The organism is Clostridium sp. ZBS15 (genome assembly GCF_023845705.1).
GTDB lineage: Bacteria > Bacillota > Clostridia > Clostridiales > Clostridiaceae > Clostridium > Clostridium aquiflavi.
Genome location: NZ_JAMQHY010000007.1, coordinates 1 through 16,647 on the forward strand (window position 1 = coordinate 1; position 16,647 = coordinate 16,647).

At 26.6% G+C, this 16,647-nt stretch carries 16 protein-coding genes and 1 pseudogene; 1 reads left to right on the forward strand and 16 read right to left on the reverse strand.

Features of this window, described 5'->3' with window-relative positions; translation table 11 throughout:
* Positions 1-317: pseudogene (locus NG904_RS02895) on the forward strand (transposase); the annotation flags it as partial.
* A gap of 236 nt (positions 318-553) precedes the next feature.
* On the opposite strand, the gene pduA reads toward NG904_RS02895, so the two are convergent.
* From pduA to NG904_RS02970, 16 genes are all read right to left on the reverse strand, one after another.
* Complete coding sequence (gene pduA, locus NG904_RS02900) at positions 554-835, reverse strand: BMC domain-containing protein (protein WP_222629469.1); 282 nt, start codon at positions 833-835, stop codon at positions 554-556.
* Between the two features lie 12 nt (positions 836-847).
* Positions 848-1,348 (reverse strand): BMC domain-containing protein, encoded by a 501-nt coding sequence (locus NG904_RS17240; protein ID WP_353735853.1) that lies wholly within the window; start codon positions 1,346-1,348, stop codon positions 848-850.
* 64 nt (positions 1,349-1,412) lie between these two features.
* Positions 1,413-2,231, reverse strand: a complete 819-nt coding sequence (gene pduB / locus NG904_RS02910; RefSeq protein ID WP_252229662.1) for a propanediol utilization microcompartment protein PduB — start codon at positions 2,229-2,231, stop codon at positions 1,413-1,415.
* 356 nt (positions 2,232-2,587) lie between these two features.
* Positions 2,588-3,751: a 1-propanol dehydrogenase PduQ gene (locus NG904_RS02915; protein ID WP_252212327.1), complete on the reverse strand. Its 1,164-nt coding sequence runs from the start codon at positions 3,749-3,751 to the stop codon at positions 2,588-2,590.
* A gap of 408 nt (positions 3,752-4,159) precedes the next feature.
* Complete coding sequence (locus NG904_RS02920; protein WP_252212328.1) at positions 4,160-4,465, reverse strand: hypothetical protein; 306 nt, start codon at positions 4,463-4,465, stop codon at positions 4,160-4,162.
* 265 nt (positions 4,466-4,730) lie between these two features.
* Positions 4,731-6,110, reverse strand: coding sequence for a cation:dicarboxylate symporter family transporter (locus tag NG904_RS02925; RefSeq protein WP_252212427.1), 1,380 nt, complete (start codon positions 6,108-6,110; stop codon positions 4,731-4,733).
* Between the two features lie 276 nt (positions 6,111-6,386).
* Positions 6,387-6,620, reverse strand: coding sequence for a TIGR04540 family protein (locus tag NG904_RS02930; RefSeq protein WP_252212329.1), 234 nt, complete (start codon positions 6,618-6,620; stop codon positions 6,387-6,389).
* 164 nt (positions 6,621-6,784) lie between these two features.
* A complete protein-coding gene (locus tag NG904_RS02935; protein ID WP_252229664.1) occupies positions 6,785-8,743 on the reverse strand; it encodes a GTP-binding protein in 1,959 nt (652 codons plus the stop codon).
* A 165-nt stretch (positions 8,744-8,908) separates the two neighbouring features.
* On the reverse strand, positions 8,909-10,024 hold the full coding sequence (locus NG904_RS02940; RefSeq protein ID WP_252229666.1) for an alpha/beta fold hydrolase: 1,116 nt from the start codon (positions 10,022-10,024) through the stop codon (positions 8,909-8,911).
* A 49-nt stretch (positions 10,025-10,073) separates the two neighbouring features.
* A complete protein-coding gene (locus NG904_RS02945) occupies positions 10,074-10,415 on the reverse strand; it encodes a hypothetical protein (RefSeq protein ID WP_012450725.1) in 342 nt (113 codons plus the stop codon).
* A 32-nt stretch (positions 10,416-10,447) separates the two neighbouring features.
* Positions 10,448-11,203 (reverse strand): exodeoxyribonuclease III, encoded by a 756-nt coding sequence (locus NG904_RS02950; protein ID WP_252229668.1) that lies wholly within the window; start codon positions 11,201-11,203, stop codon positions 10,448-10,450.
* 298 nt (positions 11,204-11,501) lie between these two features.
* On the reverse strand, positions 11,502-11,789 hold the full coding sequence (locus NG904_RS02955; RefSeq protein ID WP_252229670.1) for a hypothetical protein: 288 nt from the start codon (positions 11,787-11,789) through the stop codon (positions 11,502-11,504).
* A 300-nt stretch (positions 11,790-12,089) separates the two neighbouring features.
* Positions 12,090-14,096, reverse strand: coding sequence for a methyl-accepting chemotaxis protein (locus NG904_RS02960; protein ID WP_252229672.1), 2,007 nt, complete (start codon positions 14,094-14,096; stop codon positions 12,090-12,092).
* The gene (locus NG904_RS17245; RefSeq protein WP_286673929.1) at positions 14,093-14,215 is read right to left on the reverse strand and encodes a hypothetical protein; all 123 of its coding nucleotides are present in this window, start codon (positions 14,213-14,215) and stop codon (positions 14,093-14,095) included. The genes NG904_RS02960 and NG904_RS17245 overlap by 4 nt, the downstream gene beginning before the upstream one ends.
* A gap of 140 nt (positions 14,216-14,355) precedes the next feature.
* The gene (locus NG904_RS02965) at positions 14,356-16,332 is read right to left on the reverse strand and encodes a YgiQ family radical SAM protein (RefSeq protein WP_252229674.1); all 1,977 of its coding nucleotides are present in this window, start codon (positions 16,330-16,332) and stop codon (positions 14,356-14,358) included.
* A gap of 110 nt (positions 16,333-16,442) precedes the next feature.
* On the reverse strand, positions 16,443-16,647 hold a 205-nt coding region (locus NG904_RS02970), incomplete at its 5' end, for a hypothetical protein (RefSeq protein WP_286674278.1).

Genomic DNA, 16,647 nt, shown 5'->3' on the forward strand with positions numbered 1-16,647 from the left:
TAGGACTTACTAATGATGATCCAGTATCTGAAGAATATCGTTGGGTTAAACAAGTTGTAGAACGCTTAAATAGGACTTTCAAGGCTTCTTACCGCGTTACTTGTGGGTACGGAAGTGATGAAGGTGCTATTTATGGTTTTTCTCTTTGGGTTGCTTACTACAACTTTTTACGTCCTCATCCATACAACTACTGGCGTCCATTAAATGAGCTTAGTCAATTAAATAATGCTGATAATATGCCTGCTAAATGGCAGATTCTTATTAGCCTTGGTCAACAAACCATTATGCATATGCAAGAAAACAAATCTAAAAAATAAAATTTAAAATATTTTCCATTGCCTGCGGCGCCGGAGGTCTTTTTCTAATACTCAAATTTAAGTGTATTTTTACTAATTTTAACTTATATTCATTATCTAGTTATTTTATTTTTTGTGTTATTTTTTCATAGCGTACTTTACACTATCAAAATCAATCATTAACAATATTCCAAATATTCAGAATATATTTTTTAAAACAAATTCCTTAATAATATTATTTAACTTAATCTTATTTATTAATTTTCAACTTTTGGTATTAATTTTTCAGTATCCATATGTGGTCTTGGAATTACGTGTATTGATACTACTTCTCCTACTTTTTGTGCTGCTGCTGCTCCTGCATCTGTTGCTGCTTTAACAGCTCCCACATCTCCCCTTACCATTACAGTTACTAGTCCTGATCCTATTTTTTCATATCCTACTAATATTACGTTAGCACTTTTAACCATAGCATCTGCTGCCTCTATAGCCCCTATTAATCCCTTTGTTTCTACCATTCCTAATGCATCATGCATAATAATATCCTCCTCTTATTTCTTTATTTCATTAAAATGTATACAAGAAATTCTAGGTTCTCCTTTTTTTCTTGAACACATTGGGTCCATACATAAATTGCATATTATATTTTTTTCTTCAACTGTCTTAATATCTTTTTTATTACTTAATCTTTTTATTTCCTCATTAGATTTATGTTCATTTTCTACTTTATTAACTTTTTTTTTACTTTCTAAGGATGTAGTAGCTTTGTTCTTAGCAAATATAATATTTTTTAATTCAGAGTTAGGTCTAGGTATAATAGATGTAGACACTACTTTATTAACTAAAGCCGCTGAAGCAGATGCAGATTGAATTGCAGCTTTTACAGCACCAACATCACCCTTTATTTTAACTACAACTGTTCCACCTTTTGAATTTTCATATCCTATGACCTCTACATTAGATGATTTCACAGCAGTATCAGCTGCTTCTATTCCAGCTACAAGACCAATTGTTTCAATAAGTCCTAAAGCAAAGCTCTCCAGTTTAACCACCCCCCTTAAATAATTTTTATTTAAAAATAAACTATATACAAATTTAAAATAATAAATTCTAAAATTAAATGTAAGGAGTACTTTGTGAAATAGGTGTACTTCCTATTTTAGATAAAATATTTGTACCTAATTCTCTTGCTGTAATTAAAGCTTGTTTAACAGCTTCTGAATCACCATAAATTGTTGTTACACATTCATTGCTATAGCTAGTTTTATAAGCTGGTGACCAGTGATCTATTATATCAACATTTGATGCTTTTAAAGCACTATCTGCCATTAGAAGTCCTATTGCTGCTGGAGCTCCTACTATAACTCCAAATGCTGTTCCTATAGGTGCATCAAAAGCCTTATTGCAAGCGTAACTAGCTCTTGGAGTATATTGAATTTCTAGATGTCCACATTCATTAATGTATAGATTACCAAATGTTCTATTTAAATCATTTAGAGTAATTTCTACAGCTTGTCTTACATCTGACACATCAGCTGCTCCAAAAACTATTAATACTCCATGACCTGCATTACCTTTTGTATCTCTTGCAAGTTCAACTTTTATAATTTCTGAATTAGTTCCTTTTACAGCCTCATCAGCAGAAATTATCTGTGCACTTGCACCAGTACGTGCTCCTATTATTCCAATAGATCTATATTTTTTAGAAACATTCATCTTATTAATTAGTAACTCATTTACATTTGCTATAACAAGACCTACTGTATCTCCAATTGCACTTCCAACAAACTCAGGAATATCATTTTCAAAACTAATCTTATTATTCTGAAAATTTTGTATATTTTTTAATTCTTCTTTATTTTCATTCGTATCAATTGTATTTTCTACATTTTTCAAAACTTCAGATATAATATTTCTCATTAATTGCTCCTGCACAATCAATCTCCTCCTATGAATTTAATATTTTAAGTTATATATATTTTATTAAACTAGGAATTACTGTAAATTAACAGCTAATCAAATTCTCTTTATTTGTATAATTTAATATTTACATTAAACATTCAAAACTTTGTTAAAAAAATTACAAATACTTTTAAAATTTTCTATATAATTTTTTTTGAAAAATACCTATTTTGTTATAATCGTATATTTATTTATACTTTTTATAACAATAATCAACTATATCATACAGATTTTATTAATTAATACTCTGTGATAATTAACATGGCATTGTAATTACTTTTTTTGCTGTTAATTATTTAACAAGTATTTTCAAAAAAAATTATGCCTTTTTAATTTCCATTATAAGCTTTAATTAAAACATCTCTTAAACCTTTTTCATCAACAGTTCTTGGATTTCCGCCAGTACAAATATCCTGCATCGCTCTACCACACATTGAATCCAAAGCTTCTTTAAATGAACTTTCATCAATTCCAAAATCTTTTATTCTTATTGGTATATTTACAGATTGCAATAAAGCTTTTAAAGCTTTCCCAAACATTACTACACCTTCTTTAAAATCAGTATGTGGTAATCCTAATAACCTAGCTATCTCTGTATATCTCTTAGCAGCCTTAAAATCATAGCAATCATTTTCATCAAATAATGATGAATTGTATTCTACAACATACGGTAAAAGAACTGCGTTAGATCTACCATGGGTTATTCCAAAAGTTGCACCTAATGCATGAGCTAGACTGTGATTTATTCCAAGTCCAGCATTTTCAAATGCTATTCCAGCCATACAAGATGCATTATGAATTTTCATTCTTGCTTCTTGATCTATTCCATTTTTAAATGCTTTTTCTGCATAATCAAATATTGTGGAAATTGCTTCTTTTGCTAATGCATCAGTATACTCTGATGCCCCTATTGATACATATGCTTCAAGAGCATGAGTTAATACATCTAATGCTGTATCAGCAGTTACTGTAGGTGGAACACTTTTTGTAAAATTCCAATCTAACAATGCAACATCTGCGTACATAATATCACTTTTTAGTGGTATTTTAGTATGTGTTGATGCATCAGTTATAACTGCATACGATGTTACTTCTGATCCAGTTCCACTTGTAGTAGGAATCGCTATAAAATATGGTTTTTCTTGATTTGAAGAAGGCAATTTTTGCTTTAGTACATCTAAAAAATAAATCATAGCTTTTGAAGCATCAATTACAGATCCTCCACCTATAGCAATTATAGTATCTGCACCATAATCTAAAAATTTTTTAAATCCATGGGTAACTACTTCCATTGTTGGTTCAGGTTCTACCTCTGTAAATACTTCATAATTTATTCCATTTTCTTTTAATATACTTGTTACTGGATCGATTACACCAAGCTTGGACATAACTTTATCAGTAACTATAAATATTCCTTTTGACTTAAGATCTCTTAAATGTTGCACAGCATTATCTTCATACAATATTTGCGCTGGAACCTTAAAACTTTTCATCTCCTTAATACCTCCATTTTATTTTTGGAGAATATACAGCTTGTTAATTTAATAACATTCCTAATTAATTTGATTTTACCATATTAAACATAAATTTCAAGTAATTTTTTATAAAATTGAAAAATATTTTTAAATCACTTGATTTATACATATTTTTCTCTTATAAATATACTTCTTATGGTACTTTCTTCTATGTTTAATTAATTATAACAAAATTCTGAAAATTTGTACAATGATTTTTAAAATTTTTTATTTTTTTCCTTTTAACTATGTTAATATTTTAACTTATATTCGTATCATTGATTCAATTTACAATCTACTTATCTAATGTATTTAAAAAAACAAAAAGCAAAGAAATTTATACAATCTTTGCTTCTTGTTTTAGCTCTGTTTTTAAGTAAAATATTTCTATTTCTTTATTTGAGAATTTAATTTATCATAAAGATTATTTAAATGCTCTATATCTACATTCTGATTTTTAAGATTTTCCATTCTTCTATCTATTATTTCCAATGTATATTTTGCCTCTTTAAAATCTTTATCTTTAATACAATTATTAGTATATGTTAATAAATAATCTATTTTTAAAACATCTTCTGCTAAATCTTCTTTATCTTCATTAACTAAGCTAACCAATAAAGAATAGACTTTAGGAGTTGTTGTACTTTTTGTTTCTTTTAATAAATCATTGTTTCTACTGTTTCTTTTCGCCATTTTTACACCTCTTTCTAGTGAAATAATATATCTTAAGTTTTAACTATGGAGTTGCTAATTTATTTGATATATTATCATTCATTTTATTTACTAATTAGATTTTCATTATAAATTATTGCATAAAAAATTTCAATATTGAAGACAATACTTTCATTTTTAATAAATGTATTTATTAATTATTCATAAAATTTAGCATTAAATAGATAATTATTTTTACATATTAGAATCCCCTCAAAATATACAGTATATTCTAAGGGGATTCTTTTTACTTACTATTAATAATTTTTTCTTTATCTATTTTATCAAAACTATTTGCAACAGTAACAGCTGTTACCATTGTTCCATTTACATTAAGCATTGTACGACCCATATCAAGAATTGGATCTATTGCAAGAATACCACCTGCTAATGAGAAATAATTTCCCATTCCCATACCTGATATTACTACAGACACTGCCATAGTAGCAGTACCTGGAAGTCCTGCAATTCCAAGCGAACTTATTACTATTATTACTAGTAACATTCCATAAAAGCTAAAATTCATTGGTGTTCCTGACATATTAGCAATTGTAACTGCCATTAGTGCTGGATATATAGCTGCACATCCATTCATTCCTGCATTAGATCCTAAACTTCCAACAAAGCTTGCTATTCCGTCATCTACTCCAACCTTTTCTGTTAATGTATCTATTGTTACAGGTAATGTACCTAAACTAGATCGTGAAGTAAAAGCCAATATTAAAGGTTCCATTGTATTTTTTAAATACTTAATAGGATTCAAACCATTAAGAGCTATTATCACTAAATGTATTACAAACACTATAGCTATACTAACATATAAAGCTATTATGAAATCTAATACGCTCATAAGTGCTGGTATTCCCCTTGCTGCAATTGTATTTGCAAGTAATGCTATTACTGCATAAGGCATAAATTTAATTACCGTCATAGCTACACTTGTAGTAATTTTGTATGCTGCTTCTACTAAATCTTTAGCTGGTTTTATTATATCAGAATATTTCTTTTTAAGTCTATTCATTGCAGCTCCTATAAATCCTGCAAAAATAACAACTCCAACAACATTTGCATCTGCCATAGCTTTAACTGGATTTGATGGAAGCAATCCTCTAAAAGTATCAACTACAGAACTTATTTCTTTCATTTCTGAATTATTTTGAATAGGTCCAAAACCTACACCTAATTTAAATAAATTTCCTATAACAATTCCAACTATAGCAGCAATTGTAGTTGTACCGAGTAAAATAAATAATGACCTAAATGTAAGTTTTCCTAATTTTTCGCCTTCTTTCATATTAATAATCACTCTTATTATTGAAAGAAATACTAAAGGAATAACTAGCATCTTTAGTAAATCCATAAATCCATAGCCAAACAATCCATACCACTTTGTAACTTCACCTATCCATGTTATATTATCTGTTGTTTCTGGTAATCCTGCTGCTACTTGTATCACACCTCCAAGTAGCAATCCTAAAATAGTTGCTAAAATCATTCTTTTAGAAAAATTCACTTTTTTTCTCTCAAGAACTTTTATTAAATAAAACGTTCCTATTAAAATTCCTATAAATAATATAGTTTTAAAATTTGTTACCATTAAAAAATCTGTTAAAAATGTACTGTTCATCATATTCCCCATCCTTTGTTTATTATTCCTATAGGTTTAGTATGATTTATATCATACATAGAAATTTTAATTATGTCAATATAATTTATATACAAATGTTTTTTATACAATTCTTATATTGTGTAATTTGTAATATCTAATTCTAAATAAATCTTCCAGAAAATTTTTACAAGTATTTATATAATAGGTTATGTTTTAAACATGTGTTAATATATGAATAGCTATATAATAAAATAAGCGATACTAAATCACTTAGTACCGCTTTAAATTAATTTCTTAAATTGTTTGCATATCTTTATATATCTTATCAATAATTTCCATTCTTTCTTCTCCAAGTACATTTGATAATTTAACAGATACAAATCCATTCTTATATACATTATTTGCTACTAATATTTTAGATATTTTACTTTCCATCTTCTCATAAGTTAATAATCCCTCTAAGTATGTATCAACAAAATCCTTTAAGCATGTTGCTAATTCCGATGGATTCTTATAAATAGTTCTCATAATGGTTCCTCCAATAATTTATTATGTATTTATAAACTTATTATATAATACATTTATAAAGTTTCCTATACTTAAAAGTGACTTTAAATATTAAATTACTTCTTTTATTTAAATTAATCTAATATTTATCATATAATCTAACAAAAATTCATAGCATTACAATTTTACCGCAAACAGTGCATATGCTTCTCTACTTCATTCCACTTTACTATATAACCCTGACCTTTAGAACAAAACACTGAACTTGATGTATATTCTCTATCATTTTCTTTTTTATATTTTAATTTTTCTATAACCTCATCACTATTATGACATTCATCATACCCATCAAAACTTAAAGCAATAATACCTTTTCCTTTAGTAAAAGATATTAGTTCCATACTATAATTCATAAAAGTTGCAACAGGACCCCTACCAAAAATTATTGTTTTATTTTCTAAAGTTTCTTGTTCAATAAAACTTCCTGATAGTCTTTGAATATCTGATAACACTCTTCCAACATACTCATTCTCCACAGTTATTTTTAATTTATAATACGGTTCCAACAAAATATTATTTCCTTGCTCTAAGCCTTGTCTGATTGCTCTATATGTTGCTTCTCTAAAATCACCACCACTAGTATGTTTTAAATGAGATCTTCCATTAATCAATGTTATTTTTACATCACATATTTTAGAACCGGTTAAAATTCCTTTATGTTCTTTTTCAAAAATATGAGATTCAATTAATCTTTGATAACCTATACTTAAATTATCAACATGACATTTACTTTCAAATATTATTCCACTGTTTCTTTCTCCATATTCTAATTGTAAATGTACTTCAGCATAATGTCTTAATGGTTCAAAATGTCCATATCCATTTACTTTATTTCCTATAGTCTCTTTATATAAAACTTGGCAGTCTCCAAATTCAATATCAAGTTTAAATCTTTCTTTAACTAATTCCTTTAAAACTTCTAACTGTATTTTTCCCATGATATGTATGTTTATGGTTTGTAATTCCTCATCCCATAATACATTTAATCCTGGATCTTCTTCTTCTAAAATTTTAAAATATGAAAGTATTTCCTTAGTATTAACAGATTCATTAAATATAACTTGCGATTTTAATGTAGGTACTATATTATAATTAGTCTTTAAATTTGCTTCTCCAATACCATGACCTATTTTAAATTTAGTTAATCCAACAACACCAAATACATCTCCAGCATATACAGTGTCTTCTAATGTAAATTTATCACCATTATATATTCTTATTTGATTTATTTTTTCATTAAATTCTATTTCATTTTCTGTATTAAGTACGTTATCTTTTACTTTTATACTTCCACTTAAGGCTTTTATATAAGTTACTTTACTTCCTTTTTCATCATAACGTATTTTGTATACCTTACCCTTGAAATTTTCATCACTCTCATCATAATTTGTGTAAGTTAATAAATCTAACTTTTCTATGAAATTATCTATATTCATATCTAACAATGCTGAGCCACTTAAACAAGGAAAAATCATTCCTTCCTTAATTTGTTTTTTCATAGAGTTTAACCATAATTTTTTATCATAATCACTATCTAAGTATATTTCTAATAAATTTTCATCTCTTTCAGCAATAAATTCTACTAATTTTGTATCCATCTTATCTCCATTTAAAGCTTTATCAATTAAGCATAAATTATTGGTTAATTTAGTCTCAATATCGTTTAATACATTTTCTATATTTACAATTTCTCTGTCAATTTTATTTATAAAAAAGAAGGTTGGTATGTCATATTTTCTTAAAAGCTCCCATACAGTTTCAGTGTGAGCTTGAATTCCATCTACTCCACTTATTATAAGTATTGCATAGTCCATTATTTCTATTGACCTTTCCATTTCTGTTGAAAAATCCACATGTCCTGGAGTATCTATAATATAATACTCATTATCATTATATTTAAATAAAGCTTGATCAGAAAATACTGTGATTCCTCTTTGTTTTTCTATATCATGTTTATCTAAAAATGAATTTTTATGATCAACTCGTCCTAATGTTCTTATGCTTTTTGTATGATAAAGTATTTGCTCAGCAAAAGTTGTTTTCCCTGCATCTACATGAGCTAATATCCCTATTGTTTTCTTCATATTTAATTCTCCTTTTAGAACACTCCTATTTACATACTAAAATTATATCATATAATGCTTTTATTACTTAATTTATCATACAAAGTATCCTAATCTGGTGTCTAAATAAAAATACACCTAATTAAAATTAATATTTTAATTAGGTGTATTGACTATATATTTTCATTAATTATTTGATAAATTCTCATTATAAAAATTAAATATTTGATTTAAATATGCCTTTAGTATTCCATCTTTTTCTCTATATATTTCATGTTTAGCTCCAGCCATTAATACAAGTTTACAATTAGGTGCATATTGTGAAAATTCATTTTGTCCTTTTGGCTTCACATAAGTATCTTTCTCAGCTTGAAATAATAATACTGGTATTTTTACTTTTGAAGCATTTTCTTTTTTAGTGATTTCTTCTGTTATATCTAAAGATGATTTTAACCAATTAAAAGAAGATCCACCTCTTTGAAACTCCTTGTTATTAGATTGTATATCATAATAATACTTATATCTTGGTTCAGAGCTTGTACAAGAATCCTCTAAACTATATTCATTACTGTATGGTTTTTGTGTAGGTGCATATTTATAACCAAATGGTAAGGTTGTACATATCCAAGATATAGATTTTGCTATAAAGCTAGGAACACTTCCAGTATTGATTTCAAGCATTGGTGCACTTAAAATAGCAGCGTCAAAATATCCTGGGTTTTCTTCTAAAAATTTAGTTCCAATTGCACCACCCATAGAGTGTGCAAATAAAAATAATTTTTCATCACCAAGACTAGGTTTAACAATATTATCTATAAATGCTTTGAAATCTGAAATATATAAGTTGAAATCTTCTATATTAACTTGACTTTCATCAACTACGCCTAATGAACCAGAACGTCCATGACCTCTATGTTCAATTCCATAAACAGAATAGCCTTTATTTAAAAAATAATAAATCATTTCTTTATATTTTTCTAATGTTTCTGTAAATCCATGACTAATTACAATAGTACCTTTAGAATTTTCCACTTTATATTTTTGATAATAAATTTTTATATCATCATTTACTTTAAAATATCCTTCTGTTCTTTTACTGTCAAGATATGGCTCTACTATACCTTTCATAGATTTTTCATAATCATCTTCTTCTATTACTAGACTATTAATTGCTATTTTTTCATTTTCATCAGCATAAGCAACTAAATTTGAATTAAAACTTAATATAATATTTAAAGAAAATATTAATAAAAATAATAATACCTTATAATTTAATTTGTTTTTATAATTTAATAAACTCATTTATTTATTCACCTCTTCATTTGTAATATATGAAATTATAAATACACTGTTATTCCAATATATCTATAAGCCATTTATTACACTTAGTACATTTATAAATTCTAATAACAAATAAATCTAATTCACTTCTATCAATAGCTATTGGCATTTTGTCTAATTCTTCTTTTGTTATAAAGTCATCATCTTTGTTTATATATCCATGTATTTCAATGAAATAATTTTCTTTAGTTTTTTCACAACATTCATTTGAACCAGCTACCTTTATTTTTTCATAATTAAGATTATCACTAAACTCTCTTATTATAGGTAATATATCTTCAAATTCACTTATGTCATCTAAAAAATCTTCCTTGTAAAATATTAAATCTTTTATTTTAAAAAGTTCCTTCATAATTTAAAAATCTCCTTACATATTAATATTATTTATTTTATTATTAATTCAACAGGACAATGATCAGAGCCTTCAATTTGTGTATGTATTTTAGCATCTACCAACATATCTTCAAAATCTTTAGAAACTAAAAAATAATCTATTCTCCATCCTGCATTGTTAGCTCTCGCATTAAATCTATAAGACCACCAAGAATATACCCCTTCTTTATCTGGATAAAAGTATCTATATGTATCTATAAAACCTGATTTTAAAAGTTCACCAAACTTTTCTCTTTCCTCATCACTAAATCCAGCATTATTTCTATTATTCTTAGGATTTTTTAAATCTATTTCTTTATGAGCAACATTTAAATCTCCACACACTATAACAGGCTTAGCTTTATTTAATTCATTTAAGTAATTTCTAAACTCATTTTCCCAACTCATTCTATAATCTATTCTAGCTAATTTTTGTTGTGAATTAGGAGTATACACATTAACTAAATAAAATTTTTCAAATTCTAATGTTATAACCCTTCCTTCTTTATCATGTTCCTCTATACCGATTCCTAATGAAACATTTAAAGGTTTTTCTTTAGAAAAAATAGCAGTTCCTGAATACCCCTTTTTTTCAGCGTAATTCCAATAATCATAATACCCTTCTAAGTCTAATTCTATTTGACCTTCTTGAAGTTTGCTTTCTTGAATACAAAATATATCTGCATTACTTTCCTTTAAAATATCTACAAAGCCCTTTTTTACACAAGCTCTTAATCCATTTACATTCCATGAAATTAATTTTTTCATACGATTTCTCCTTATAAGTATTAATATTATTTTAACTAATATAGATATAATAACATAAATATTATATTAATTACATAAAAAAACCTCTTATAAATTTAAGTCTTTTAGCGCATTTTATATAAATTTTAAAGTAAACTATCACTTTTACAAATACACATTTTACCTTAATCTCTATTCTTTTATTTATTTAATAACTACCGATATTAAAATATTATTTTTAATTAAAATTAAGGAGTGTTCAAAACAAAATTGTACACTCCTTAATTTAATGCTTTTTATAGTTAATTAACATTTCTAATTAACTTTTAAGTTTTACACTGCTTAAATGCTCTGCAGATATTCTTGCTGTATTTTTAAAATTTTTGCAATCATTTGAAATATATATCCTAATGCTTTCATCATTTTCTTCTGCATTAGCTTGATACAAAATATTTTGAACATATCCATGAATGAAATCATCCTTACTAAAGGTTAAATTGATTTCAGTTCCTACTCTAGTAATAACCTCTATTATATCCTTTAAATCTCTAGACTCTTTAGTAAATATAATTTCTCCACTTTCTGCAAGACAAAATTCAATTTTCATAGTTTTCATCCCCTTTTAGTATAATTATATCATATAAATTTATGCAAATTTACCTATTTTTACTTATAGTCAACAGTATTTTTATTTACACTATTTATAAATATCATTGTATTTATTATTATTAACTATTAATGTTTTAATTCATTGTTATACAAATTTATTTTCTTAATATACCATTTAAAATTATATCTAAAACTTCATTTATTCCATCATTTAATTTAAATTTATATTTCTTTAAGGTACTAAAATAGCCACCTAAAATAATTTATTTAATCATTTTGGGTAGCTATCCTTATTATCTTATATTATAAATTTGTTTACTTCTTCATTTAATTCTTCTATTAATTGAGCTAATTTTTCTGAAACAGTACTGATATCTTTACTTGAAACATTAAACTCTTGAGCAGTTGCATCAACTTCTTCTGTACTTGCAGCTAGTTCCTCTGAAATTGCAGTTACAGATTCTATAACTTCTAAAATTATATCTTTTTTCTTATTATTGTTATTAGAAATATTAGATACTTCTTGTATTTTAGGTGTGATTTCATTTAGTAAATCTGTAATATTATTAAATGAATTTATAGTATTATTAATACTTATTTTTTGATTATCAACTTCTGAATTTATATCAGTACTTGATTGTATCATATTATTACATTCTTCAAGAACATTAACAATTATATTTCCAATTTGATTTACAGATTCCTTACTTTGTTCTGCAAGCTTTCTTATTTCATCCGCTACTACACTAAATCCTTTTCCAACTTCGCCTGCACGAGCTGCTTTAATTGCTGCATTTAATGCTAAAAGATTAGTTTGTTCTGCTATTTCATTTATAGTAGATGTTATACCTTTAATTGATGCTATTTTCTTATTCATAACTACTATATCATCATTAAACTTACTAAAACTCCCATCAAAGTTAGTTAAAGAATTATTTAAGTCATTTATAGTGTTATTGCTTTCTACAAGTTTTGATTCTATATTAGAAGAAATTTCAGCTACTTTATCTATATTGCTGTTCATATAATCAATGTTTTCTCCAAAATTCCTCATTTCATTATTAATTTTCATGATTTCATTTGTTTGACTTGTATTAGCTTTTGCTGATTCATGCATTGATATTGTTATATTTTCTGATCCAGAGGATATTTGCATTGATGTGTTTTCTAATACATCAGATTGTTCATTTAATATTATTAAATCATTCTTCACGCCTTTAAGTATTCCCCTAATTGATTCTTTAGTTTTCTTTAATGATCTATTAATTTCACCAATTTCATCATTTTTTACTAATTCTTTTTCATCTAATTCTTTATTAAATACTCCATTTTCTAAAACTTCTATATCATCTTTTAATCTTTTCAGTCTCTTTCCAAGAGCTTGACCAATTATATATATTATAATTACAAGTACTAAAATTCCTACTAAAGTTACTCCGATGAATAAGCTTATTATAATAGACTCTTCTCTATCAACATCAGTAGCATTTACCTCTAAAGCTATGGACCATCCTGGTGTTCCTGGAATACTTGCGTAAGCTATATATTTTTTTTCATCTTCCATGTATTTTTCTACGTTACTTTCACCATTAACCATCTTTTCATGAATTAAAGCAATTTCTTTTAATGTAGGATTGTTTTTTTCTTCACTCATCATATTTTTACCATTAATAACATCTTCTGTTGTTTCAGATGCTATTATAGTGCCTGTACCATCTAATATATAAGACATTCCTGTCATTCTTAAATACTTTAAATTATTTATGTCTCTTGATAAAAACGCACTGTCAAACGTACATGTCATAACTCCAACTATATCTTGTCCATTTTTTAATGGTGTTGCAACAAATACTATTTGTTCATTGGTTCCATCTATAATCGTTGGAGAACTTATATATATTTCATTATTAAGAGCTTTTTTAAAATATTCTACTTCTGAAATATCTTCTTTATAATTATCAGTTGATTCTAGTTTACCATCTAATCCTGCTATTCCTATAGAACGTATGTTTAAATTCATTTGATAATTACTTAACAGCTCTCTTTTTTCATCAATTGTAAAATCCATATTAGATACAATACCATCACAGGCAATAGTTTTTACCACATTAATTTTTCCAGTTATTTTGTCTTGTACTATAGTTGTAGCATCATTTATCATCTTTTTCATACAAGAGAGCTTTACTTCAGATAAAGTCTTTTGAACTACAAAGAATGTCCCTAAAAATGCTATGCCAAATACCAGTACAAATCCCAATGATAGTTTTTTAATTAAATTTGCTTTTATACTCTTGTTACTCTTCATGATTTACCACCTTTAATTAAATTTTTAATTTGCATTATTTGATTCATTAAAGCATTTGTATAAAAATTATCTAATAAAAATAGTATTATTAATATATTTATAACTAACGTTTTAAACATGTAAGCGGTTTCCTATATAATTACATAATACCATTATATTTCAATTATTACAAATTTAACTTACGAATATATTATATTAATTCATCGACAATATATTCGTAAGTTTTATAAAATATAAGCTATCTAATATTTGTCTATATCTATTTTCTCTTATTTCTAGTAGTGCTTCTTTTACCTAGCTTAACAGTCTGTTTTTTAGATTGTCTTTCATTCTTTTCTTTTTTTAATTTACTTGATTTATCACCATAACTTTTACTTTTGTTTCCCACTCTATTTCCATTACGAGTTTTATCTTCTTGGAATTTTTTAGTTTGTCTTTTATCTCTTATTAAACATTTACTACCATTTCCTATAAGATCTTCTCTTCCAGCCTCAACTAAAGCTTCATATACTAATGTATAATACTTTGGATTTTTATATTGAAGTAACGCCCTTTGCATAGCTTTGTCATGTTTAGTTTTAGGAACATAAACTTCCTTCATAGTTAATGGATCTAAACCAGTATAATACATAGTTGTAGATAACGTTCCTGGCGTTGGATAAAAGTCTTGAACTTGCTCTGGTTGATAATTTATATCTCTTAAATATTCTGCTAACTCAATTGCATTTTTAAGTGTACTTCCTGGATGACTTGACATTAAATATGGTACTATAAATTGTTTTTTACCTAATTTTTTATTTATTGAATAAAATTTTTCTGTAAATTTATCATATGTCTTTCCTGATGGTTTTCCCATATATCTTAAAGTACCTTTTGAAACATGCTCTGGTGCAACTTTTAACTTGCCGCTAACATGATATTCAACCAATTCTTTAAAAAATGTATCGTCTTTGTCTGCCATTATGTAATCATATCTAAGGCCTGATCTTACAAAAGCTTTCTTTACTTTCGGAACTTTTCTAATAGCTCTAAGTAAATCTAAATATTCACTATGATCTACCTCCATATTTTTACAAGGACTTGGATATAAACATTCTTTAGCTTTACATGCACCTAAGGTTAGCTGTTTACTACAAGCTGGATTTCTAAAATTAGCTGTTGGTCCCCCAACATCATGTATGTATCCTTTAAAATCAGGTAATTTAGTTATTTCTTCAACTTCATTTAATATTGATTCTTTACTTCTACTTTGAACTATTCTTCCTTGATGAAATGTTATTGCACAGAAATTGCAATTTCCAAAACATCCTCTAGAACTTACTGTACTAAATTTCACTTCTTCAATTGCTGAAATACCACCCATTCCTTCATAAATTGGATGATAATTTTTCATATAAGGAAGATCATAGACGCTATCTAGTTCTTCCCTATTTAATGGCATTTCAGGTATATTTTGAACTAAATACTTATTGGCATGCTTTTGTACAATTATTTTTCCTCTTACAGGATCCTGCTCTAGATATTGTACTCTGCTTGCATCTGCATATTTAAGTTTATCATTACAAACTTCTTTATATGATGGAATTTCTATATAATCATTTAAATTATTTATTTGTTCGACAACATAACATGTTCCTTGGATATCATGAATGTCTTTAGCTAGTATTCCTAAGCTTAATTTTTCTGCAACTTTGACCATTTGCTTTTCACTCATTCCATAAACAAGTAAGTCTGCACCACTGTCAATAAGCATTGATTTTCTTACTTTATCACTCCAATAATCATAATGAGCAAAACGTCTTAAACTTGCTTCTATACCACCTATAACTATGTTAACGCCTTTATACGCTTCTCTTATTTTATTACAATAAACTATTGTAGCTCTATCTGGTCTTAATCCCATTTCACCACCTGGAGAATAAAAATCCTTATCTCTAAGCTTTTTACTAACAGTGTAATGATTAACCATAGAATCCATATTACCACCATTAACCAAAAATGCATATTTAGGTTTCCCTAATTTCTTAAAGTCGTCAATTTCCTTCCATTTGGGTTGTGCTATTATGCCAACTTTATATCCTGCTTTTTCTAATACTCTTGAAATAATAGCAGTTCCAAAGCTATGATGATCTATATAAGCATCAGCTGTAACAATTATAAAATCTAATTGCTTCCAGCCTCTCTCTTCCATATCTTTTTTATTTATGGGTAAAAATTTCTTTTCATTTGTTGTCATCTTTTCACCTACTTAAATTAATATAATTCTACAATCACCATATTAGTTTATAGTTTAAAGCTTATATAGTCAAGATTTACAGGCTACAGTATTATTAATTATTTTTATTCTTAAATTTCAGTTTTTGATTTATTAATTAATATAACACCATAGGCAATAATAGTGATTGTTATTATCAATGCTAATAAAATAGGTACTGTCTTTATATATTCCCATGCATTAGTATAACAGCTTCCAAACGCCATACTTTCAAACAATTGAATAAATTTTAAACAATATAATTCTAATGATAATAAAATTCCTCCAAAAATAATT